18 protein-coding genes are annotated in these 23,617 nt (G+C 43.8%); 2 read left to right on the top strand and 16 right to left on the bottom strand.

The window, feature by feature from the left end; genetic code table 11:
* Nucleotides 1-379: 379 nt before the first annotated feature.
* Nucleotides 380-4,009, top strand: coding sequence for an NB-ARC domain-containing protein (locus RMY27_RS33425; protein ID WP_322669100.1), 3,630 nt, complete (start codon nt 380-382; stop codon nt 4,007-4,009).
* Here RMY27_RS33425 and RMY27_RS33420 read toward each other — a convergent pair.
* The 3 genes from RMY27_RS33420 to RMY27_RS33410 form a co-directional block, all read right to left on the bottom strand.
* The gene (locus RMY27_RS33420) at nt 3,989-5,047 is read right to left on the bottom strand and encodes a transaldolase family protein (protein ID WP_322669099.1); all 1,059 of its coding nucleotides are present in this window, start codon (nt 5,045-5,047) and stop codon (nt 3,989-3,991) included. The two genes, RMY27_RS33425 and RMY27_RS33420, sit on opposite strands and share 21 nt — an antisense overlap.
* A 133-nt stretch (nt 5,048-5,180) precedes the next feature.
* Complete coding sequence (locus RMY27_RS33415) at nt 5,181-5,828, bottom strand: HAD family hydrolase (RefSeq protein WP_322669098.1); 648 nt, start codon at nt 5,826-5,828, stop codon at nt 5,181-5,183.
* A gap of 230 nt (nt 5,829-6,058) precedes the next feature.
* Nucleotides 6,059-7,252, bottom strand: coding sequence for an NAD(P)/FAD-dependent oxidoreductase (locus RMY27_RS33410; protein ID WP_322669097.1), 1,194 nt, complete (start codon nt 7,250-7,252; stop codon nt 6,059-6,061).
* A gap of 196 nt (nt 7,253-7,448) precedes the next feature.
* On the opposite strand from RMY27_RS33410, the gene RMY27_RS33405 reads away from it, so the two are divergent.
* Nucleotides 7,449-8,435 (top strand): methyltransferase domain-containing protein, encoded by a 987-nt coding sequence (locus RMY27_RS33405; RefSeq protein WP_322669096.1) that lies wholly within the window; start codon nt 7,449-7,451, stop codon nt 8,433-8,435.
* Nucleotides 8,436-8,813: 378 nt separating this feature from the next.
* Here RMY27_RS33405 and RMY27_RS33400 read toward each other — a convergent pair whose 3' ends face one another.
* The 13 genes from RMY27_RS33400 to RMY27_RS33340 all read right to left on the bottom strand — a co-directional run.
* Nucleotides 8,814-9,920, bottom strand: a complete 1,107-nt coding sequence (locus tag RMY27_RS33400) for a HAMP domain-containing protein (RefSeq protein ID WP_322669095.1) — start codon at nt 9,918-9,920, stop codon at nt 8,814-8,816.
* A 192-nt stretch (nt 9,921-10,112) separates the two neighbouring features.
* Complete coding sequence (locus RMY27_RS33395; protein WP_322669094.1) at nt 10,113-10,241, bottom strand: hypothetical protein; 129 nt, start codon at nt 10,239-10,241, stop codon at nt 10,113-10,115.
* A gap of 54 nt (nt 10,242-10,295) precedes the next feature.
* Nucleotides 10,296-10,661, bottom strand: coding sequence for a type II toxin-antitoxin system VapC family toxin (locus tag RMY27_RS33390; protein WP_322669093.1), 366 nt, complete (start codon nt 10,659-10,661; stop codon nt 10,296-10,298).
* A 189-nt stretch (nt 10,662-10,850) separates the two neighbouring features.
* Nucleotides 10,851-11,156: a type II toxin-antitoxin system HicB family antitoxin gene (locus RMY27_RS33385; RefSeq protein WP_094347360.1), complete on the bottom strand. Its 306-nt coding sequence runs from the start codon at nt 11,154-11,156 to the stop codon at nt 10,851-10,853.
* A gap of 34 nt (nt 11,157-11,190) precedes the next feature.
* Nucleotides 11,191-11,859, bottom strand: coding sequence for a response regulator transcription factor (locus RMY27_RS33380; RefSeq protein ID WP_322669092.1), 669 nt, complete (start codon nt 11,857-11,859; stop codon nt 11,191-11,193).
* Between the two features lie 112 nt (nt 11,860-11,971).
* Nucleotides 11,972-13,576, bottom strand: a complete 1,605-nt coding sequence (locus RMY27_RS33375; protein WP_322669091.1) for a HAMP domain-containing sensor histidine kinase — start codon at nt 13,574-13,576, stop codon at nt 11,972-11,974.
* A gap of 343 nt (nt 13,577-13,919) precedes the next feature.
* A complete protein-coding gene (locus RMY27_RS33370) occupies nt 13,920-15,965 on the bottom strand; it encodes a serine/threonine-protein kinase (protein WP_322669090.1) in 2,046 nt (681 codons plus the stop codon).
* Nucleotides 15,966-16,534: 569 nt separating this feature from the next.
* Complete coding sequence (locus tag RMY27_RS33365; protein ID WP_322669089.1) at nt 16,535-17,629, bottom strand: serine/threonine-protein kinase; 1,095 nt, start codon at nt 17,627-17,629, stop codon at nt 16,535-16,537.
* A gap of 465 nt (nt 17,630-18,094) precedes the next feature.
* Nucleotides 18,095-18,655, bottom strand: coding sequence for a hypothetical protein (locus RMY27_RS33360; protein ID WP_322669088.1), 561 nt, complete (start codon nt 18,653-18,655; stop codon nt 18,095-18,097).
* A gap of 135 nt (nt 18,656-18,790) precedes the next feature.
* On the bottom strand, nt 18,791-20,014 hold the full coding sequence (locus RMY27_RS33355) for a type II secretion system F family protein (RefSeq protein WP_322669087.1): 1,224 nt from the start codon (nt 20,012-20,014) through the stop codon (nt 18,791-18,793).
* 75 nt (nt 20,015-20,089) lie between these two features.
* Nucleotides 20,090-21,217, bottom strand: coding sequence for a type IV pilus twitching motility protein PilT (locus RMY27_RS33350; protein WP_322669086.1), 1,128 nt, complete (start codon nt 21,215-21,217; stop codon nt 20,090-20,092).
* Nucleotides 21,218-21,341: 124 nt separating this feature from the next.
* A complete protein-coding gene (locus tag RMY27_RS33345) occupies nt 21,342-23,348 on the bottom strand; it encodes a GspE/PulE family protein (protein WP_322669085.1) in 2,007 nt (668 codons plus the stop codon).
* An 86-nt stretch (nt 23,349-23,434) separates the two neighbouring features.
* Nucleotides 23,435-23,617: hypothetical protein (locus RMY27_RS33340; RefSeq protein WP_322669084.1), on the bottom strand; the 183-nt coding region annotated here is incomplete at its 5' end.

The raw sequence follows: 23,617 nt of genomic DNA, 5'->3' as shown, positions 1-23,617 counted from the left end.
TCTCACTCACACTCGACGCTCTATTATATGCAACTTCAATGTAAATTGATATTAGTTTGAGTTGCCGTAGAAGCTGATGCGTCTTGTTCTCCTTTAGATTGGTGAAGCTCAATGCCCAGCTCGATTAACTTCATTATTGAGCGATCGCCCAATACAAACCACTCAAGTTAGTTGAGTTAAAACGCGATTTAATTGTTCTGTGGTTGAAGAAGACCGCAGAAAATAAGCTAGGAGCAATTAAACCTGGTATACTCTAACCAAAATGGAATCATTTGCCTGTCAATCTGTGTTGCTCAAACTCCCCGTGAGTCATTGATTAAAGAAACGCCCGATATCTTAAGAAAAGATTCGCTAATTCCTTTGCACCATCGGCTGATCTATGGATTCCAACTCATCAAAAACTAGACGAGGGCGCTCCACTTCTTCTCGAGTGCGAGGAGCCATCCTATCACCTCAAGGTTGGCAAAAGTTTCAGACGGCAAAACAGCAGGCAGAATCCGACGAAACCTGGGGTAAGCGCTTCAGCCAGGAAGATCTCAGCGATCGCACCGGACTCTCCCTAAATACCCTCGCTCGCATTTTCAAGCGCGAACTGGGGGTTGATCGCCAGTCATTAGAGTATCTCTTCCGAGCGTTTGGGCTGGAATTGACGCAGGCAGACCTGACATCCCCTGCCTCATCCCAAGAGACAGAGAGCCGATGGACAAATCCCCAACAGGACTGGGATACCGCAGTCGATGCCTCAGTGTTTTATGGGCGTGAGGTAGAACTGACACAACTGTGGCAGTGGGTTGTGTCTGAGCGCTGCCGCATAGTCGGGCTATTGGGCATTGGTGGCATTGGCAAAAGTACGATCGCGGTCAAAGCTGCGCTGCAAATGCAAGCAGAATTTGAGATTGTTGTCTGGCGCTCTTTGGCTAATGCACCACCACTGGATGAACTTCTGTCAAGCCTGCTGAAGTTTCTCATGCCGCTTTTTGGGGAAGATCCGATCATTCCCACCACGCTTGCTCAACAGCTTTCCAAACTGATGCAATATCTGCGATCGCGTCGGTGTTTATTGCTATTCGATAATGCTGAAACCATTTTGCAACGTGAGCTAGTGGGACAATGGATCTCGGGCTACGAAGATTACGGACAATTGCTTAGAGCCATTGGCGAAGCATCCCACCAAAGTTGTTTGTTGCTCACTAGCCGAGAAAAGCCACGCGAAATGGCACTGATGGAAGGCGCACAGGCGCTAGTGCGATCGCTAACCTTAACTGGGCTAACCCCTGCTGATGGACGCGCTATCTTTCGGCAAAAAGGAGCGTTTACAGGTTCAGAAGCCGAATGGGAGACTTTAATCCACCACTACGGTGGCAATCCTCTGGCATTGAAACTGTTGGCAGCCGCAATTGGGGATTTATTTAACGGCAGCATTACTGAGGTGTTGCCGTATCTGAGTCAGGGATTGGCTGTTTTTGAAGACATCCGTGATTTGCTAGACCGTCAGTTCGCTCGCCTATCCGAAGCCGAACAGAAAACACTGTTCTGGTTTGCAATTCATTGGGAGCCAGTCTCGATCGCAGATATTCGAGAGAACGTGGTTGATCCTGCTACTCAACAAAGTGTACCTAATTTGATCAACTCACTACTGAGGCGATCGCTAATTGAAAAAACTGATGGGTTATTCTTCTTGCAACCTGTGGTGATGGAATATGTCACAGAACGCTTTGTACAGCAAATTTGCATCGAATTTGAGACGCAGCAGCTTAACGTTTGGCAAACGCATCCCTTAGTGCGAGTACAAGCAAAAGATTACATTCGAGAGATTCAGTCGCGCTTAATTGTGCAACCTGTGATGGAACGGTTGCTGTCTCGCTTTGGCAGCATCGCCGCAATCGAAGCGCAAGCCAGGCACTTATTAACGCAACAGGGGAAGAAACCAGGATACACCGCAGGCAACCTGATGAACCTGCTGGTACAGTTTCAAGTGGACTTACGCGGCTGGGATTTTTCTGGTCTTGTGCTGCAACAAGCCGACTTGCGGCAGGTCGATTTAACAGGAGTCAATTTTCAAAATGCCACTTTCGCCAAGTCCATCTTTTCAGAAACACTCAATGTTGCCATGTCGATTGGCTTGAGTCCAGACGGCCAGATGATGGCAGTGGGCGATTCTAATGGGAACATCTATCTGTGGAACATTAGCACAACCCAACTTATGGGCATCTTTTCAGGACACAAAGGCTGGGTTTGGTCGGTTGCCTTTAGTTCGGATGGCAGAACGTTAGCCAGCAGCAGTACTGATAGTTCGGTGCGCTTGTGGGATATCCAAAGTGGGCAATGCTTGCAGGTGCTAACAGAACATAAAGGTTGTGTTTGGTCAGTGAGTTTTAGTCCTGATGGTCAGCAATTAGTGAGTGGCAGTGACGACCAAACGGTGCGCCTATGGAATTTGCAAGGGAAGTGTCTGCGTGTCTTGAAAGGACACACCCAGAGTGTTTATGCTGTCCACTTCGCGCCTGACCAGCAAACCTTAGCCAGTAGCAGTAGTGATACAACCATTCGGATCTGGGATGTCAGCAATGGGAACTGCCTGAGTGTCTTACAGGGGCATACCAGTGGGGTTCGGTGTGTGCGATTCAGCCCGGATGGTCAACTGCTAGCCAGTGGATGCCAGGATGGGTCGATTCGATTGTGGAGCGCTCATCTCTCACACGATCAACATCCAAAACCCCATTTCATCAATTCTAGTGCCAAGTTGCTGCATGGACATACCGATTTTGTTTGGGATATCGCCTTTAGCCCGGATGGTCGTCTCTTAGTAAGCGGTGGTCGCGATGGCACTCTACGCCTTTGGAATGTGAAGGACGGGCAATCCATTTATGTACTTGAAGGTCATAAGCATGATGTTTATGGGCTTGCTATCAGTGCCGACAATCAATTGTTGGTGAGTGCAGGAAAAGACCATACCGTGCGCCTATGGAATTTGCAGAGTGGACGAAACCTGAAAACGTTGCGTGGATATACTGGTGGGATTCACTCCCTAAGCCTTAGTTCGGATGACCAAATACTTGCTAGTAGTGGTCAGAATGAAATGATTCAGTTGTGGCATTTGCAACTTGATGGCAATCTGCCGCAACTTCAACCCTATAAAACCTTTTCCAGCTCAACCCGTTGGATTTCATCATTAAGCAACGTTAGCTTTAGTCCTGATAATCTAACTCTTGCGATCAATCGACACGATGAATCAATCGCTTTATGGAACATCCAAACTGGGCAGCTTGAGCGATGGTCAGCACACAATGCTTCTGTATGGACAGTTTTGTTTAACCCAAGCGGACAAATTTTAGCAAGCAGTAGTTATGATTGCACCGTGGGACTTTGGGATGTGCAAACACATCACTGTTTGCATGTGTTACGTGGACACCAGAACGGAATTCCGGCGATCGCGTTTGACCCGGATGGTCAATGGTTGGCAAGTGGCAGTTTTGATCTCACCATTCGGCTATGGGATGTGCAAACTGGAGAATGTTCGAGAGTATTGCATGGACATACGGGCGCAGTTTTCGCACTGGCATTTGATCCGGGTGGCTACCGACTAGCAAGCGCCAGTCATGACCGAACCATTCGGCTATGGGACGTAGAAACAGGGGCGTGTTTGCAAGGCTTTCAGGGGCATACAGGAGCTGTGTGGACGGTTGCCATCAGTCCTCAAGGTAATACCTTGGCAAGTGGCGGTGTTGATCAAACCATTCGAGTGTGGGATCTGCAAACGGGGCATTGCCTCCATATTCTGGATGAACATAGCGGTTGGGTTCGGTCAGTTATCTTTAGCTCTAACGGTCAAATCCTATTTAGTTGTAGTGACGATCGCACAATCAAGCTTTGGGATGTGCAAACAGGATGCTGTATCGAGACGTTGACGGTCAATCGTCTGTATGAAGGTATGAATATTCAAGGTGCAACCGGATTGACAGTAGCTCAAAGAACTACCCTGAAAGCGTTAGGGGCAATTGACCATTGAAGCTCGCTTGTGTTCAATTGTGTCTAGCAACTGTTGATAGGCGTTGAGCGATCGCGCCATTTCCTCGTTCACGAGTTGGTCAATCTGCTCATCCGAGAGAATTTCTGTTTCGCTTGTTATAATCTGTTCATCGCTTTCACCGTCAATCAGCCTTGTAGGCAGCAGAGAAACCTTACGATACATCTCTAAAGTCGATGGCGATAGCAGCATCACTGTTTCAGGAACCCTTAGAGCCTGAATATAATGCCATGCGAATTTAGGTGGAATATCTGTGCAATCCCAAACCAACCGCAGTGGCTTTGCCCCTTTAGGCAGCGATCGCTGGCGTTCACTTTGATAGTGTTCATAGAGTAACCTGGATTGCATCATGCCAAAAGATGTTTCTGAGTCAGCAATGAATGGATTAATCGCCGCATCCCACCGATCAATGGCAAAACTGACAAAGCAAACGCCGTTACTCACGGACTTTCCTAGCTGAATCTGCTTCTCTAATCCTCTGAGATAACTGTCAAAGACCTGGTTGTATACCTTTAGAGAAAACACTAACGTAGCATTCACATTCATGCCTTCGCGAAGCAGTTGTTCAATCACTGGCAGCATTAATCGAGTTGCTGGAATTCTCAGCAATAAATTACTCCACCCTACACTTCGCCAGATTTTTTGAGCGGCAGCGATCGCAGTTTCAGCTTCAAATAGCGTGTCAGGCGGCAGATCGACTTGAACATAGCCATCTCGTCCTTGTGTATGAGCATGAACTTGTTTCAAGCGATCAGCCGCTAATTGCAGGTCTCGCACCAGCAAATATTCATAATCTGATCGAGCGCTCCGGCTCATCCCTTGTTGTGCCAGCGTATTGAAGTCGCGATCGTACTCATGTCCCTGGATGGCAAGGTTCAACGCGTCAAAGTTCGAGCGTGTACCCTTTAACCCATCCTCTTCAATGGCTTGTTGCAATTGACCACTGCTCACCCAGCTTCGCTCAAACCCATCAAGCCAAATGGATTGTCCAGAGCGACGGAGTGACTGCAACAGGTTCATAGCTGACAAACTTTATGCTCAAAGATTCAAACGTTCAATAAACCAGTTTGGCAACTTTCTTCAAATGACACCACGCAAGATCCCTGAGTTAAGCTCCAATTTAAGTAGGGGTGTTAAAAAAAGCGGTATCCCCTTATTGACCACGGTTAATCCAAACGCCTCTAAGTCCAGCTGCTTTAGCTGCGTGATAGTCTTCCACAATGCTATCGCCGATATGCCACGCCGCCTCTGGGGAACATTTATGTTTATCTAAGGCAATGGCAAAAATTTGAGGATCGGGTTTAGCTGCACGTACCTGGGTAGAAATGGTGACGGAGGTAAAAAACTCTCTCAATCCCAAACTTTGCAATACAGAGTAAATCCGAGAATCAAAATTGGACAGCACCCCCAGGCTAACTCCCAACCGCCGCCAGTTGATTAAAGCTGGTAAGACATCGGGATAGACAAACCACGGTTCGCCAGTGCCAAAATGAATGTAAAGTTCGCTGAAAAAAGCCGAAAAGTCAGAAAATTCCTTAAGAACACCTGCACCTTCAAAAGTGTTCAGGGCAATTATCCGCCACCAATCAAACTCACGCTGGGGAATATCTTGCAGTTCTGCATCTGGAAATATCGGCGGCGGTGCTGCTTTAAAGCTTTTGATGAAAGCTGTATTCAATGTTTCGGCTGAAACTGTAACGTCAAATTCCTGGGCTATCTGACTATAAACTTTGCCCACACTACCTTTGACATCGAAGAGCGTACCCACAGCATCTAAAAAAATAACTTTCGGTTGTTCCATTAAAGTTTGAAAATTTGGAATGTTGAATTTTAGATTTTGGCTTGTTAAGAGCTTCTGTGGGTAGAGTCTAGCATCTGCTAAGTAGATTGGCGGAAATAAAACAAATCATCGCAAACATCTTGGTTTTTACCAATACCCCATACTTCGACTTCTCTTCGAGACGCTACGCGAACGCGGTAGTTGAGCGCAGTCGAAACTCAGTACAAGTGCCCCATGCCCAACCTTGAAAGTTACCTTGAAAGTGTTTCTATGATCGGACGGACTAGCCAATTAAAACCAACTTTCAGTTGATGGTCTAAAGTTGGCAATCTGTATAAATAAGCAGCACGGCGGGCGACGTATGCCAAGGGACCATCTAGTTTAATTCCCAAACCAGTGAGAGTGGCGTTGTCTATTCCTAGTGCCATCATTTCTCCTAACTGTTGGTAGTGGAAGGGAAGGAGGGGGCGATTAGTCAGAGTTGCCCAGATATTCCAAGCAGTATAATCAGCTTGTTGAAAAGCCGCTTGTGCCGTAGCGGGGACTTGCTGTCCTTCAGCATCATGACAGTCTGCTAAATCTCCCAAGGCAAAGATTTCTGGATGATCCAGGACTTGCAGATTGGATGTAGTGGTGATTTGACCGCGCTGATTTTGCTTGAGAGGAAGAGATTTCACTACGGGCGCAACCCTAGTTCCTACAGTCCAAATTACCAAATCCACGGGAATCGTGTCTAACTGGTTTTTGTACTCTAGGGAAATGCTATTTTGCTCGATTGATTCTACTTTGGTTTCTAAGTCAAGAAATATACCACGGGCATCTATTGCTTTCTTTGCTGCTTCCCGATTAAACTCTGGAGAAGTTCGCAAAATTTGGTCAGCGATTTCAACGATCCGAAAGCGTCCTCTTTCGCCTAGTCTGTCAGCTAACTTACAAGCTAACTCTACACCACTGTAGCCAGCCCCAACGATCGCTACCCGAATTTTATCAGCATCCGATTCTTCTAAAAATCGCAGGCGTTCTTCTAAACGATAGGCATCAGAGATTGTGCGGAATGTGTAGGCGTAGGCTGCTGCACCAGGGACTAAATCTAGCGGTGTCTCACCTCCTAGCGCCAGCACTAATCGGTCGTAAGGAATTTCCGGGCCTTCATGTACATTTACCCGTTGCTGGTCGATGTCAATTCCAGACACAACCCCTTGATAAAAACGTACCCCTGTGCCTTGTAAAAGTTCTTCAAAGGGTGGGGCAATTTCCCAGGTTTGCAGTTCACCAGTCAGTAATTCGTAAAGTAAAGGAGAGAATAGGAAGCGATCGCTTTGATCTACTAGAACAATTTCGGGTTTTTGCGTAGATTCCCAAGGTAATTGGCTTAACCGCAGGGCTGTGTAGAGACCACCAAAGCCTCCACCAAGGATACAAATTCTAGAAGTTTGTTCAGTCATATATTCTATGTTATGGAACAATCAATATTAATTAGGCAACTAACTTCAGGGTAACTGAAAGTTTAGGTTTCAAAACCCTCCATTTGTATGAATGGTTTTAACATCGGTAACTCAACACTGCTTCGGTGAAAAAATTGGACAGCTTGCATTCTAACAATTGGATAAACTTGTTAGAAAAGATTAAGGTTTTATTTCCATGAGTTGGTTTTTTTCGACGCTGGGAGTTTTCTTGGCACTAATGACGCTCTTGCTAGCGTTGTATCTAATCACTGCGAGGCCTTATCAATCATCTAACTCCGTTGCCAATTCCTATGATGAATGGACTGAAGACGGTATTTTGGAATTCTACTGGGGTGAACATATCCACTTAGGTCATTATGGTTCGCCACCACAACGAAAAAATTTTCTCACTGCTAAATCTGACTTTGTGCATGAAATGGTACGTTGGGGTGGTTTAGATAAATTACCCCGTGGCACCACTGTCTTAGATGTTGGCTGTGGAATTGGAGGTAGCAGTCGCATCTTGGCACGAGATTACGGTTTCGCAGTCACAGGTATTACCATTAGTCCCCAACAAGTCCAACGCGCCCAGCAGTTAACCCCAGAGGAACTTGATGTGCGGTTTCTTGTGGATGATGCTATGGCACTTTCTTTCCCAGATGCTAGTTTTGATGTAGTTTGGTCGATTGAAGCCGGGCCACACATGCCAGATAAAGCCATTTTTGCCAGAGAGTTGATCCGGGTGCTAAAACCCGGTGGAGTGATGGTTTTAGCCGACTGGAATCAGAGAGACGATCGCCAAAAACCGCTCAATTTTTGGGAGAAACGGGTAATGCGACAACTATTAGATCAGTGGTCGCATCCCGCTTTTTCCAGTATTGAAGGCTTTTCCGAGCTTTTGGCAGCAACGGGATTAGTCGAAGGGGAAGTGATAACGACAGACTGGACGGAACAAACACTTCCTTCTTGGCTAGATTCCATCTGGCAAGGAGTGACTCGACCAGAGGGATTGGTGCGTTTTGGTCTATCTGGTTTCATTAAATCTCTACGAGAAGTACCTACCCTCCTACTGATGCGACTAGCATTCAGCGCGGGTCTGTGCCGATTTGGGATGTTCCGCGCAATTAGAGCGAACTCGTTGCAGAAATCAACTAAACAGTATAGTTTGGTTAGCAGTTCCTGACAGCCTCGTTAGTTTTAGAGGACTAGTCCGAATGCAATACGGTTCGGATAAGCATTTTTCACCTTCCTTATGATCTGGGGAATGGGTTTGCGGGTAAAGGGGAAAGGATGTATTCAAAACCTTTCCCCTTTCCCCTTTACCCTTTAACCGAACCGTATTGAGTCCGAATGGCACTAACAAAAGGTAAATTGTCGAGTTAGCAAGAGAGCAGGGGAGCAAACAAGATGATGCAGAACTCTTGAGCAAAGTGCTTTGTTGCAAACTCTTTCCCCTCTGCCCTTCTGCCCCTCTGCAACCCTGACGCTGCCTACTATACGGCTTAACTTAGTGCCATTCAGGACTAGGGCTAGTCCTATGTTACAAAAATGTGGGTAATCCCTATTTACCTTGCTGATTTTCCACGATTTGTGCTTGGGTGTGACGCAGTTCCGCTAACGCCAATTCTAAGCGTTGATTTTTTTCATTTAACTCCTGCGTCCGTTCGCGCACTTTCTTTTCTAGAACCTGGCTATATACTTCTAGCTGTTCATTACTATCCTTTTGAGCTTTTATGAGTTGCTGAACTTCTTGAATAAGACGATTGAGGGAAGTAGCTAAGATGCCAACTTCATCATTCGTCGTGACGGGTGCTTGTAAATCGAAGTTAGATTCTTCTGTAACCTGTTGGGCAATATGGGTAACAGCTTGAATGGGACTAGCAATGGCGCGGCTGGTGTAAATTGCTAGTAATGTGGCGATCGCAATTGATAGTGAGAGGCTACCGACAATAATGTATAAGCGTAATTTTTCTGCCGTTTGTAGTTCCTGTTTTGCTTGCTGATACTCCTCGGCTGTAACTTTCACAAGCTTGCTGATGTCATTGAGAAAGTTATCCATCAAAAAAACTGACGAGCCATGCATAAAATTGAATAATTGAGCTTGTGCTGTCTTAATCTCGATTGGTGATAAATTATTGGGATTATTCTCTTTAAAAAAAGCTTCTGTGCGCTGTAAGTAAGCGCTAAAACCTTTATAATTCTGCAACAGGGGATAAACTGTTTTTTTTCCACTTACAAAACTATAATTTGGCTTATTAATAGTATAATTTGCTGTTAATTCAAACCAAACTTGTCGGGTTTCGGAAACATACTTTAGTAATTCAGTGTAATTTTTTTTCCATAAGTTTGGTCTATCCATGTAGAGAATCATTTGGTGTTGAGTGGTGCGGACATAAAACACACTCGTTTTTAGCTGGGAAGCTTGATATAACTCTTCAAACGCTGCTTCTTCCCGTTTTTGCGCCTTCTCTTTGTAATGATCCGCAATCAGAAAACCCATAGTAGTTCCCAGTACGGCGATACTGACAAGCAGTGCATATCCAATACCGATTTTTTGACCAACCTTCAAATAGCTAAACCAGTATCTAGAAATACTGTGATTTGATAGTTGCAAGCGGCTATTTGATTGCTTAGAGGTCAGTTTATCAAACTTACTGTGCTGTTTCATACTCAACCACGACTTAGATGGATTTCAATTCGTTCCAGTAAGTCACTGAAGCGAAATGGCTTGGTAATATAGACTTCTTGCAGAAGGGGCTACATGTTAAGGGTTAAAGGGTAAAGGTATGGAATTTTCCCTTACCCCTTAACCTTTAACATGCAGCCCAATATCTTGGCATTTGTTACTTTTGCAAGATGTCTAATAGTCATTTGCTCCATTTTTGAGTGTGATCGCTCGTTTGCGATCGTCTTTACAAACTGTGATGATAATAATGGGTAGTGTCTCTCCCTGTCTACGAATTTCTTTTAATACCGTCCAACCGTCCACAACTGGTATTGTACTAGCAACTTCGGTTAATAGTGCAATTACAAGATAAAAAGCTTAAGTTGACCAATCTTGGATAGTAAGCCCTGGAACTTTCTCAAAATCTCGCATATTTCTCGTTAACAGGATTCCTTTATTAGCAAGGACTATCGACGCGATGCGTAAATCTTGAGTCCCGATGCGAATGCGTTGATTTCTGAATTTTTGGTAAATCTCTTGGGATTTTTCATCATAGTGAAGAATATTAAATTCAGACAGTAGCATAACTGTTTCAACCAGTCGCTGATAAGTATTTGATTGTAAAACTCCCTCTTTTGCTTCAGCAACTTGAGCCAAACGACCTCTTAATTGTTCTTCAACATTAATCGCAGTTGTTGTTATATCATGTCCGCTTGATTGCTTATTAAACCCGAAGAACCCCACCCCGCCAAAGCTGTGCTTTGTCTCCCCTCCCCGCCTGCGGGGAGGGGTTGGGGGTGGGGTTCTTTTATTATGGGTAATTTGGCGGACATGATATTAGTTGTATATTAGCTGCTAATAGCTTTGCAATTAGGATGGGGTGATTTCGTCCATAAAGACTCAAGTGGTCTGTATCTAAAATATAAATCGTCATTACTCATCTTTAGTTGCATTTAATTCTTTGCGGATAACAGATAGTTTCTCCATGAAATCGTCAAATGTTGGGTCGTTAGCAAATATTCCTGCATACTTCATCTGAGTTATTTGTTGATGAGGGATTTCTTTTGGATTAACTTCAATCGTCACAAACTTACCTGTCGCTAATTGCGCTTGTAGCGCAGATTTAACCTTTGAGATTGCTTCCTCTTCTGTATTAGCCTCAACCATTACATTTGGCATCCCAACTACTGATGCCACAAAATTATCTTTTTGAGTTTGAACAAAAATTTGGTACTGCATAATTGTCTATCTGTATGTTTTATCCAAAATGGTATTATATTCGCAAGCGATAACCCATCCCTCTAACGGTTTCAATAATGTTGCTGCCTAGTTTCTTGCGAAGATAACCAACATAGACATCAACAATATTAGAACCAGGATTATAGTCGTAACCCCAAACGAAATCTAGGAGTTGTTCTCGACTAATAACTTGTCCGGGATGACGACAAAACATTTCTGCCATTGTAAATTCACGAGCAGGTAATTCTACAAAGCGATCGCCTACTTTTACCCGTCGAGTCCGCAAATCGATTACCACATTACCCGCTGTGAGGATAAACTCTTGGGTATCTCTGACTGGCCTAGCAGATCGCAAACGCAACTTTACCCGCGCCAGAAGTTCTTCAAATCGGAAAGGTTTGGTGACATAATCATCCGCACCTCCTTCTAATCCAGCGACTTTATCGTGAATGTCACTCCGAGCTGAGAGAATAATTACAGGTAAATCTTCTCCCTGTCCCCGCAGTTCTTCCAATACCTGAAATCCATCTTTTCCAGGCAATCCCAAATCCAAAATTAGTAAGTCAAAAGCTCCACTGTGTATAACATCCACCAGATGGAGTCCGTCGGCAACTGTTGTCGTTGTAAAACCTTGCGATCGCAATCCTTTCTCAATAAATGAGGCAATGCGGGGTTCATCTTCAGCGATGAGAATGTTGGGCATAAGGCAATATGGTTTAGATAAGCACTCTTTACTTTCCTCGTATTCTGGGAAAAGGTTAAGGGGTAAGGGGTAAAGCAGATATTTAAAACCTTTTCCCTTTCCCCTTTCGCCTTTAACCGAACCGTATTGCGGCATAAGCACTCATTTCCTGCGGGGGATCGAGGGGTAAAACAATGGTAAACATCGAACCTTTTCCTAGCTGACTCCGAAGCAATACCTGTCCACCATGCGCCTGTGCGATCGCTCGGACAATTGACAGCCCTAATCCCGCACCTTCGGAACGACGACGACTGTTATAAGTTCGAGCAAAACGTTCAAAAATCCGTTTTTGATCGATAAGCGGAATGCCTTCACCTGTATCGCGTACCCAGAAATGCACTTTTCCTTTAGCGATCACAGAACCTATGGAAATAGTATCATTCTTTCCAGTATGCTGAGTCGCATTCTGGGCTAAATTCATTACAGCCTCAGTAATTCTCTGGCGATCGACTATAATCTGACCCTTTGCCACCGCATCTATTTGCCAATCTCGCTCTGCTAGAGTTTGGGCTTTGACAAATAACTCTTGGGTTAAGTCTGCTACATTCACCGTCGCTAACTGCAAAAAATCTAAGCGTTCTGCCTTTGCCAGCAAAATCATATCATCCACCAAACGGCTCATCCGGTCTAATTCTCCGATAACCAGTGCCAAGGTTTCCTGTTGCTCTTGAGGGTCATCTCCCATCAGTTCCAAATGTCCACGAATTATGGTGATGGGAGTCCTGAGTTCATGCCCCGCATCGTTGACAAATTCTCGCTGGGTGGCAAAAGCTGCCTCTAGCCTGTCCATCATTTCGTTGAATTTCGTGGCTAGTTCTGCCAGTTCTCCCTGACCTTGCGTAGGTAAGCGCTGAGTTAAATCTGACTCACTAATTGCATGGGCAGTGGTAGTAATTATCCGTAGGGGAGCTAGCACCCGTCCCGCCGCCAACCACGCCAGAATGAATGACACCACAAACACTAAACTAGAAACTTCAATAATTACAGAAACTGCTTCTAGTGCCTCTGCTCGCTCACCATCTGTATTATGAGCAACAACAAAGACACCTCGCGTTTTTCCATTAATTTTAATCGGTTCCACCATGTAAAGGATTTTACTAAGATCGGGGCCGGAAAATTCTTTTTCTCCCTGTTCTGGCTTAATTTGTTTTGCCCACCGTTGCATGAGTGGTGAGTCCTTGGCAAGTGGTTTGGGACGCGCTCTAGGGCTAGACTGATAAAATTCACCATCAACGAAGATGATGAAATAAGAGTCATCCTCTGGTAGTCGATATAACAGATAAGCTCTAAAAAGCTTAATCAAATCTTCTTTGGAAGTGGGAGGAGCAATTTGTTTTTTTCCGGCCAGCAACCATTTCAATTGCTCTGGCCCAATCACTATGTCTTCTGGATCGTCCTCTGTCAGTACATCTTCTGTAGCAAAGGTTTCACCTTTAATTAAGGCATTAAAAGCCGCTATATCTTCTACCATATCTTGACGAACTCGCTCATCAATGCGGTGGTAGAGGTTATAGCGAAAGGCAGGAATGGCGATGAGAAATGTTATCCCCAAAATCAGCAAGTACCAGAGCAAAATCCGGGTGCGTGCTTCTCCAAATACTTGCTGCCAACCTGAAAACAGCTTCGTTATTTTAATCCCAAACCTGCGATCGCGGCGATGGTTGGTGATGCTGCTCATTTTTACCCCTCCCCATTTGAGACAGTTTATCGCAATTGGGGATCATGGGCTGGAGACTAGGGAATGGTTTGAGATTCAAAGGCGGATTCATCCAGTTCAAAGGTGGATGAACGAGTATTTGATATTATGTCCGCTAGATTACTTATTAAACCTGAAGAACCCCACCCCGCCAAAGCTATGCTTTGTCTCCCCTCCCCGCAGGCGGGGAGGGGCTGGGGGTGGGGTGCAATAACTGTGTAAATCATAACTAATTATACGGACATGATATGATGTGGATTCATCCAGTTCAAAGGTGGATGAACGAGATTCTAACTCTCCTTCATCCCCAATCCCTAATCCCGACTCACTGAGACAACCGCCAAATCTTAATCGTGTTATCTTCACTACTGCTAACAAGGGTTTTGCCATCAGGAGTAAAGGTAACAGATGTTACGGTGTTGGTGTGCCCCGCCAATGTGAGAATTTCTTCTCCTGTAGCTGTATTCCACAGTTTAATAGTGCGATCGCGGCTACCACTAGCAATAATTTTACCATCGGCACTGAAGGCTACGGATGTGACAGTGTTCTTATGTCCCGCTAATGTGCGAATTTCTCTTCCGGTAGCTAAATTCCAAAGTTTGATGGTGCGTAAGCGTAGCCCGTCGTAGACATCGCGGCTAGCACTGGCTAAAATTTTACCATTTGGGCTAATAGCCACAGTTGTCACTGTTTGAAAATTTCCTTCTAGTGTGCGAATTGGGTATCCTTTTGCTAAATTCCAAATTTTGATCGTCTTGTCAAAACTGCCACTGGCCAAAACCACACCATTAGGACTGATAGCCACTGACCGCACCCAGAATGTATGCCCTGCTAGTGTACGAATTTGCTCTCCTGTTGCCAGATTCCAGATTTTAATGGTGTTGTCATCACTAGCACTAACTAGAGTCTCGCTATCAGCACTGATGGCTAGGGCATGAATTGAGTCAGAATGCCCTATAAGAGTGCGAATTTGTTTGCGCGTTGCCAAATTCCAGATTTTAATGGTGTTGTCATCACTAGCACTAACCAGAAGTTTGCCATCTGGACTAATCACTACGACATTCACTTGCTGAAAATGCCCGGTGAGTGAAGAGATCAGTTTTCCGGTTGCGAGATTCCAAAGTTTGATTGTGCGATCGCCACTGCTGGCTATGGTTTTGCCATCGGGGGTGATAGCGACAGATAAAACTGAGTTTTCGTGTCCTTGGAGGGTGTTAGCTAAGGAAACCTTACCCAAGCTAATCTGACTCAAAATCGCGTCATTTTTACCAGGACTATTGTGTTGAATCAACTTAGAGACCAAACTGGTTTGAATCTGGCGAAAATTTTTATACCAAGATTCGCTGAATCCAAATAACAGAATGAAAGCACTTACCAAGATTAAAATTCTCAGTAAGGGATAACTTTTTGGTAAAGCTGGTGCTTTAGTTGGTGGTAATTTCCCAGATGACTTACCCGCAGGTGGCAGGGCGAGGAGTTGTTTTGGAGTCAAGTCTCTCAGGACTTCTTCGGCTGACTGGTAACGTTCCTGGATATCTTTTTTTAAAAGCTTGTCGATGACGAAATCCAACTCAGGATTGATCGGACTTTGCAAATATTCCCGCCAATTACTTACCCAGGCGTATCCAGATTCCATCCACAACTGAAACGGGGAGTTTCCCGTTAGCAGATGAAAGCAGGTAGCCCCCACACCGAACAAGTCGCTGGCGGGGAAAGCTTTGCCATCTCTAATTTGTTCTAGGGGAGAATAACCATGCGAACCAATGGATGTGCCAGATTTCTGCTGAACTTTGGCGGTAAATTGCTTTGAGGAGCCAAAATCAATCAGGTATAATCGCCCATCATTCTTATTGCGGATAATATTTTCTGGTTTGATGTCTCGATGAATAACTTTGCGATCGTGGATAAATTTTAGGATGGGCAGTAAATCTAGCAAAATAGATTGAATGTCTCTAGCGTTATAAGCTTTGCGTTGTTGCAACTCCTTTAACAAATTATCTCCATTGATAAACTGCTGCACCAAATATAGGCAGCCGTCTTGCTCAAAGTAAGCTATCAAAGTCGGAATTTGGGGATGTTCCCCAAGGTCTTGTAATCGCTGCGCTTCTTCTGCAAACAACTCCATCGCCTTTTTTTGCGACCAAGTTCCTTGAAATTTTGGAGCTAATTGCTTGATAACACAGCGTTCATTGAGTTTATCTACGTCTTCTGATAGATAGGTTCTGCCAAATCCCCCCTCATCTGAAAGGACTCGGATCACACGAAAGCGATTTCTTAAAAGTGACACCAGCGGGGTGCTACAACTTTGGCAAAACTTCTTTCCATTGGGATTCAGGGGATTTGAGCAATCGGGATTTAAGCAGCAGATCATGATCTGACAGGCGCGACTGCATGACAACTTAGGCTAAGTTTGCCCCGAACTTTCCCTTAAGATAATTGACTCTCGCTTACTTGTGGTAGATAAACCCTGTTCTGGGGATTGGGGAATTACTTATATAGTTAGCTTTTGTAAATAGTAGTCAGTCTTCCTCATCTGTGGAAAACTACGAGAGCCATAAGATTAATTATTCTATCGATTATATAATAATCTGAATAAAAATATTTTTTTGAACTTTTAAACCTAGTATTTTTGCTTGTATATTGACAAGCAAAAACTGACTAAGTATTGAAGATAAACCCTGATTAATTAATCATTACTGATTATTGAATATAGTTAAAATTATTACTAAATTTGTTTTGGCTATTTTAAATTGCCCATAATTAATTATTCATTTGATACTTTAGCTAAAAAAGGCTGCAACATAGAGCATATTTCAAGTTCTTGAGGTACAAAAGCTAAGTCTGTTACCCAGGTAGAAAGCGTGTTTTACTCCTGTTAGTGCAGCGAGGCGTAGCCCATTCTGAATTCTGAATTCTGAATTCTGAATTCTGCTGTATGGGCTATCTTGTTTCCTTGAATCTTGCTCTCCATTTCCTAATGGCACTAGCAGTTCTGGCTACAGGTGGCATGTATCCATCATAATTTTCGTGTTGTATAATTTCATGTTGTGTAATTTTGTTTTGTGTAATTTCGTGTTGTGTAATACTTTTATTATTTAATTTTTGGGTAGTTAGACAGTTAGCCAAAGTAGGCAAATAACTTTCACTACTTAAAGCTTTCATCACATCATCGGCAGTCTTAAACCGCTCTTCTAAAGTGATTTTCACCATTTTTCCTAAAATCTGGGCGAAACTGTTGCTGATGTTTACCTGTTTTTGCCAAGATATTTCACCAGTTTTTGGGTCGTAGTCCAACTCTAAAGGACTTTTCGCAGTCAACATATAAATACAAGTTACACCCAGTGCATAAATATCACTGGCATAAACTGGACGTAAAGAAAACTGTTCTGGTGGTGCAAATCCCCTAGTCCCGATAAAGTTGGTATTTACAGCTTGATTGATTGAGTTTTCACAAGCATCAACTAATTTCTCTTTCACCGCACCAAAATCAATCAGCACTATGCGCCCATCATATTCACACCGCAATAAATTCTGGGGCTTAATATCCCGATGAATCACATGATGTTTATGAAGATACTGTAATACAGGTAATAATTCCTGTAAGAACTGCTTAACCGAGGCTTCACTTTTGGGCCCAGTTTGCCGTACTTCTCGCGCCAAAGTCAAACCCGGCACATATTCTTGAATTAAAAAGAACTCCCCATTCGCCTGAAAGTAGTCTAACAGCATAGGAATTTGCGAATGACTACCGAGTTGGCCTAAAGTTCTTGCTTCTTTTTCAAAGCGCATACACGCCCTTTGCCAACTTTGGGGACTAGTAACTTTTGGACAAAGCTGTTTAATAACACAAAGTGGATTCCCAGGTAATAAGGCATTTTTGGCTAAAAATGTCACACCAAAACCACCCCTACCTAAAATTTGCAGTATTTCATAGCGATCGCGAAATAGCCGTTTGGAACCACACATCTGACTCAACTGAGTTTGTTGTGAAATGCTCTCTTGAGAATTCGTTGTTTTTTGAGGAAAACGATTCATTAGTATAGAATATCTGCTTTTAAATGTCTCTAATTTTATGACAATTCTTTATTGGCAACAGTAAGATTACTGAATCTTTGCCAAATCCTCATTACTCTTCAAAAAGTAAAAATAAATTTTTGTAGAACTAGCCTTTTCACGGATGTCTGACGAGCTAATTTGTAGCTTGGTAGAGGTGAAAGTCTGTTGTATGGCTACTTATAACAATTTTGTATGAAGATGCACATAATAAAACCCCTCTAGTTTAGCAAAAGGGGGACGGCGTAGCCGGGGGAAAAATATGTAGTTTCACGCTTAGTACATTTATAGAGATGCAAGTCTTTGCGAACGTAGAACGCAAAGCGTCCCGCATAGATGGGATGTTTTTTTGACTATACAGCAGATTTTAAGCTAGTGAGGTACACAACGATTTGTCTATTACGCAGGTATAAAGCGTATTTTACTCTTGAATTCTGCTGTAAGTACCTAAACTGGTGGAGTTTGTGAAGAGAAAATATCTGTGAAATTATCCTCAACCAGCAAATCTGAAGCTTGTATAATAAATGGGAGTTCGGCTCCCACCAAGCCTCTTTGGATGCGTTCTAAAGTTTCACTAAAAACGATAAACAAAGGATATATAGCATTAGCTCCCTCACTCAAAATATGACTGTGACGGAGAGGCATCAACCACTCATAATCATTGTCTAGATAAACTTGGGTTTGTCGCCAACGTCCTAACAAATCAGAAAAGTCTTCGTCAGCGCGATGAATAAAGACTAAAATTTCTGCTCCAGTTTTAATTTTCCACTCTGGATCGCACATCAAAATTGCCACATCACAGGGTAAGCAAATCGTTTGTGGGGCTGTTGTAGCAGTATTGCGAAGCCGGACAATTGGTAAGGGTATAGTGATAACACTTTCATCTGGACGGCGCAGACTGGGAATCATCTCCAAGTATGGCCGATATTGCTTTAGTAAGGCGATCGCAGCTAGATGATTGCTATACTCTGCCAAACTCGCTTCGTACTGAGATTTTTGCACAGTCATAGTTTACTAAATAGTTAGAAGTTAGGAGTTAGAAGTTAGGAGTTAAGAATAAAATTAATCAGTTAGAAGCTAAAAGTTAGGAATAAAAACTTTTAATTCCTAACTTCTAACTTATAACTCTTAACTATTAATTCTCTATCCCAGCTTTTCAAATACCGCAAACATAGGCAGATACATCGCTAACAAAATGGTTCCCACCATTCCCCCTAGAACTACAATCATCACGGGTTCTAAAATACTAGTCATTGCTTTTACTGCTTGCTCGACTTCATCTTCATAGAAATCGGCAACCTTCATCAACATTGCATCTAATTCTCCAGTTTCTTCTCCGATACTAATCATCTGAATTGCCATAGCTGGAAAAACGGCATCTTTTTGCAAAGCAATGCTAATCATGCCTCCTTGTTGAATCTCCATACGGGCTGCATCTATGGCATTGGCAATCACTTGGTTTCCTGATGTATCTCGGACAATTTCTAAGCAAGTTAAAATTGGTACACCTGAACGAGTCAAAGAACCAAAAGTCCGGCTAAAGCGGGCAACTGAAGATTTTTGAATTAAGTCACCAAACAATGGCATCTTCAGGGAAAAACGATCGATTGTGATGCGACCAACAGGAGTTTTACCGTATTGTGTAAAGGCAAATTTCAGTCCGATAAGAGCAGCAAGAAGAACTAAAGCACCCGGGCTTCTCAAAAACTTACTAGCATCCATCAAGAATTGCGTTAGAGGTGGTAATGTGATTCCAAGTTGTGTAAAAATCGTGGCAAAAATCGGAATAAGAAAAATGGTCATACCGAGAAAGATAGCAACTGCTATAAAACCCACGACCGTTGGATAAGACAATGCTGATTTAATTTGGTTTTGTAAACGGGCAACATCTTCTAACAATTTAGCTAAACGATTCAATACTTCGTCTAGAACACCACCAACTTCGCCAGCTTGAATCATACTCACATATAATCCATCAAAACAGTCAGGATGCTTCCGCATTGCTTCGGAAAGATTCATTCCGCTTTGAACATCGGTACTAATTTCCATAAGGGCTTGTTTCAGTTTAGTATTACTACACTGTTCGGAAAGCACCCCCAGACTTCTAACGATCGCAACTCCCGCATTCATCAAAACGGCAAATTGACGGGAAAAAACGGCTTTGTCTTTCACAGAAACCTTAACTAAGGAATTCTGGAAATTTTTGAAGGCAACATCTGGCTGAAATCCCTGAGATTGCTTGAGTTCTTGGATTACAAAACCTTGATCTCTGAGATTAGTACGAGCTTGTACCAAGGATTCAGCAACAATTTTTTCTGTTCGAGATTTTCCTTGTGAATCCCGAACCCGGGCAACAAAGTTTGGCATAAATAAATTCAAAATTCAAAATTCAAAATACTCAAGGGGATGAAATATTCTTCATTTCCCCTATCTCCAATTCTTTTAATGTGCTTTGGCTGCTGTACCGGGTTTAGCACCTGCGGCAGCTTGTGGTGTAGCATTACCAATCAGACGTTGAATTTCATCTGGCTTAGAAGTCTTAGACATTGCCGCCTCAAAAGAAATCGTCCCTGCTTTATAAAAATCGGCTAAAACCTTCTCCAGAGTTTGCATTCCCAATTTGCCACCAGTTTGAATCGCTGAGTAAATTTGAGATGTTTTGCCTTCTCGAATCAAGTTAGAAATAGCAGGAGTGACAATCAGAATTTCTTGAGCCATCACCCGACCATATTCACCGGGTTTAGGGTTTTTCTTGGACACCAAGGTTTGGCTAAATACCCCCACCAATGAGTTAGACAATTGCACTCGCACTTGGGTTTGTCTTTCATGAGGGAAAACGTCAATAATCCGGTCAACTGTTTGGGCGGCGGAACTAGTGTGTAGCGTACCAAATACCAAGTGTCCTGTTTCTGCTGCGGAAATCGCCAAAGAAATTGTTTCCAAATCGCGCATTTCCCCCACCAGAATAATATCTGGATCTTCCCGCAAGGCTGCTTTCAAAGCATTAGCAAAGCTTTTAGTATCTTCTCCCAGTTGTCGCTGGTGAACCAAGCTTTTAATTGGTTCATAAACAAATTCAATCGGGTCTTCCACCGTTAAAATATGCTCTGCCTTGGTGCGGTTAATCAAGTCAATCATTGCCGCTAGAGTAGTTGTCTTGCCAGAACCTGTAGGGCCTGTCACCAGGATAAGTCCTCTGGGCTTATCGCACATTTCCCGCACGATATCTGGCAGGCCTAATTTTTCAAAGTTAGGAATCTTAGAACTTAATGCTCGTAAGCAAGCAGCATAAGCACCACGCTCTTTATAGACATTGACCCGGAAACGAGCCAAACCTTTAACACCATAAGAACAATCCAACTCCCAAGTCTGCTCTAAGGTTTTACGTTGGGTATTGTTGAGCATACTAAAAATCAGCCTTTGACATTGATCGGCTGTCAATACATGCTCACCTATCGGAGTAAGTTTGCCACTGATGCGGAAGTAGGGAGGCAAACCTGCGGATAAATGCATATCCGAGCCACCCATTTCAATCAACTGCTCCATCAAGTCTTCAATCATCATTTCCATAGTTTTGCTTCCTTTTAATGTTTTTTATTTGTCATTTGTCCGTTGTCATTTGTCCTTTGTTTAAAGTTACTAAGCATCAACTAATGACTAATGACTAATGACTAATGACCAATGACTATTAGTCTTAAAACCGAGGTGTCATACAGTAAGGACAATCCAGCCATTCTTGTTTCAATGTGGCATTGCAACTCCGGCAGGTAAGACCAGTCTTGCGTTTGGCTTTTAATTCTGCTTCCAAACCAGTATCAGTAAACGTCACTCGTTCTACTTCTTCTAGAGTGGTGGAACCTTCACGTACTAAGTCCAAACTGTAAGCCAGTAAGGTTTTCATGCCCTCTTCTATTGCCACTTCTTTGATGCGTTCTGTGGGTGCATCTTCGTTGATCAGAGTTTGCAGATTTTCGGTGACTCGCATGACTTCATAAACACCACAACGCCCTTTGTAGCCGACACCATTACATTTTGGGCAAAGGTGATTTTTGGCTTTGGCATCTGCGATCGCATCTAATGTCAAGGTGTTAGCTTTATAGAAGGTGACTCCCACATCTGAGGAAGCTGAGAGACCATAACGAGCTAGTTCGTCGGTTGTGGGAGTGTAGGGGACACGACATTCAGAACATACACGCCGCACCAAACGTTGAGCTAAAACGCCAATCAGGGAACTAGAAACCATGAAAGGCTCAATCCCCATTTCTCCCAAACGAGCGATCGCTCCTGGGGCATCATTGGTATGTAAGGTAGTTAATACTAAGTGACCGGTCAAGGCAGCTTCAATCGCTGTTTTTGCCGTTTCCTTATCTCGCGTTTCACCCACCAGTAGCACATCTGGATCTTGTCGCAAGAAAGCCCGCAAAGCGGTAGCAAAATCTAATCCTTTTTCTCGAATCACTTGTACTTGAGTAATCCCTGGAAGACTGTACTCAATGGGGTCTTCTACAGTACTGATATTAATACCGGGATCGTTCTTTTCTGAGAGTGCAGAATACAGCGAAGTTGTTTTCCCGGAACCAGTTGGCCCAGTTACCAAAATTAGCCCAAAGGGACGGCTGACCATATCCTTGACAATATTCAAAGTCTCTGGATCGGTAATTAACTTATCCAATCCCAGTTGGGTGGAAGAGTTATCCAAAATCCGCAGCACCACCTTTTCCCCGTAGCGACTGGGTAAGGTATTCACCCGGAAGTCCACCTTACGTCCCTCAAACAGCCGTCGGATGCGTCCATCTTGAGGTAGACGGCGTTCAGCAATGTCTAGATTGGAGATGATTTTAAATCGGGCTGTCACTGCTGGGATGATTTTTTTCGGCATTGAGGGGAAAGCTTCACGCAGTACACCATCTTTCCGAAAGCGGATGCGTAGGTTTTCTTCTTGCGGTTCGATATGAATGTCAGAAACGCCCTCATGCAAGGCTTTAGCCAGGATTCTGTTGACTAGGTTGATAACTGGGGCATCCTCTGCACCCTTCATCGCTGCCCCTAGATCGGCCTCCATTTCTTCAGGAGCATCCGAAATATCGAGATTTCCGAGATTTTCTAAATCCTGACTAATATCTGTAGAGTTTTCTCGTTCCAGGTGCTTTTGCTTAACAGCCATTTCATCCAGATATTGGTTGATTAGCTGTTGGTAATCTTCCTGGGTAATCACCATGCGCTGTAAAGCCAACCCTTGGGGGCGCAAGATGCGGTTCAGGTCATCAGAAGCCTCTAGATTATCTGGAGCAACCATCGCCACTAAAACTGAGGGCGGGGTTTGGTCTTCGTGTTTCGAGAGCGGTACTAAACGATGGCGACGGCAGATATCCACTGGGATGAGGGTTTCAATCAGGTTCCCCATCATCGTGTTGCCAACGGAATTGACTTCTGGATCGAGGAATTCAACTCCGTATAATATTTTCAGTTCAAATAACTGCTGTTTTTTGTATTGCCTAAGCAACTCAGGCGATAGTTGTTGCCCAGTGATTGACTCTAATACTTCTGTTAAGGGTCTGCCAGATTTGCGGCTTTCAATTAATGCCTGCCTCATCTGTTCGGTATTGACATAGCCAGATTGCACTAGCTTGTTGCCGAAGGGCGAAAACTCTGTTCTAGTAGTTAGAGCGGTACTGCGCCGTTGTGGTGACGAGTAAGTCATAAATGAGCGAATGAGTAGGGGGAACCTCTGCTTAAAGTATTCCCAGCCTGTGAGACAGAATTCTCATTTGCCAAAAAAGTCCTGAGTCACTTAAAGAGTGCTGAGTGCTGAGTGCTGAGTAACGAGTGCTGAGTAACGAGTGCTGAGTAACGAGTGCTGAGTGCTGAGTGCTGAGTGCTGAGTGCTGAGTGCTGAGTGCTGAGTGCTGAGTAACGAGTGCTGAGTGCTGAGTGCTGAGTGCTGAGTGCTGAGTGCTGAGTGCTGAGTGC

Source organism: Nostoc sp. DedQUE09 (assembly GCF_034530915.1).
In the GTDB taxonomy this organism is placed as follows: domain Bacteria; phylum Cyanobacteriota; class Cyanobacteriia; order Cyanobacteriales; family Nostocaceae; genus Nostoc.
The sequence above is the reverse complement of the archived record's forward strand: the minus strand, read 5'-3'. Positions and strand labels throughout refer to the sequence as shown.

Excerpts from the sequence above, each read along its gene's own strand:
- RMY27_RS33370 (WP_322669090.1), bottom strand. The coding sequence starts at position 15,965 with ATGATCTGCTGCTTAAATCCCGATTGCTCAAATCCCCTGAATCCCAAT.
- RMY27_RS33355 (WP_322669087.1), bottom strand. The coding sequence starts at position 20,014 with ATGCCAAACTTTGTTGCCCGGGTTCGGGATTCACAAGGAAAATCTCGA.
- RMY27_RS33400 (WP_322669095.1), bottom strand. The coding sequence starts at position 9,920 with ATGAAACAGCACAGTAAGTTTGATAAACTGACCTCTAAGCAATCAAAT.
- RMY27_RS33345 (WP_322669085.1), bottom strand. The coding sequence starts at position 23,348 with ATGACTTACTCGTCACCACAACGGCGCAGTACCGCTCTAACTACTAGA.
- RMY27_RS33410 (WP_322669097.1), bottom strand. The coding sequence starts at position 7,252 with ATGACTGAACAAACTTCTAGAATTTGTATCCTTGGTGGAGGCTTTGGT.
- RMY27_RS33350 (WP_322669086.1), bottom strand. The coding sequence starts at position 21,217 with ATGGAAATGATGATTGAAGACTTGATGGAGCAGTTGATTGAAATGGGT.
- RMY27_RS33360 (WP_322669088.1), bottom strand. The coding sequence starts at position 18,655 with ATGACTGTGCAAAAATCTCAGTACGAAGCGAGTTTGGCAGAGTATAGC.
- RMY27_RS33425 (WP_322669100.1), top strand. The coding sequence starts at position 380 with ATGGATTCCAACTCATCAAAAACTAGACGAGGGCGCTCCACTTCTTCT.
- RMY27_RS33420 (WP_322669099.1), bottom strand. The coding sequence starts at position 5,047 with ATGAACCTGTTGCAGTCACTCCGTCGCTCTGGACAATCCATTTGGCTT.
- RMY27_RS33365 (WP_322669089.1), bottom strand. The coding sequence starts at position 17,629 with ATGAATCGTTTTCCTCAAAAAACAACGAATTCTCAAGAGAGCATTTCA.
- RMY27_RS33385 (WP_094347360.1), bottom strand. The coding sequence starts at position 11,156 with ATGCAGTACCAAATTTTTGTTCAAACTCAAAAAGATAATTTTGTGGCA.
- RMY27_RS33375 (WP_322669091.1), bottom strand. The coding sequence starts at position 13,576 with ATGAGCAGCATCACCAACCATCGCCGCGATCGCAGGTTTGGGATTAAA.
- RMY27_RS33380 (WP_322669092.1), bottom strand. The coding sequence starts at position 11,859 with ATGCCCAACATTCTCATCGCTGAAGATGAACCCCGCATTGCCTCATTT.
- RMY27_RS33415 (WP_322669098.1), bottom strand. The coding sequence starts at position 5,828 with ATGGAACAACCGAAAGTTATTTTTTTAGATGCTGTGGGTACGCTCTTC.
- RMY27_RS33405 (WP_322669096.1), top strand. The coding sequence starts at position 7,449 with ATGAGTTGGTTTTTTTCGACGCTGGGAGTTTTCTTGGCACTAATGACG.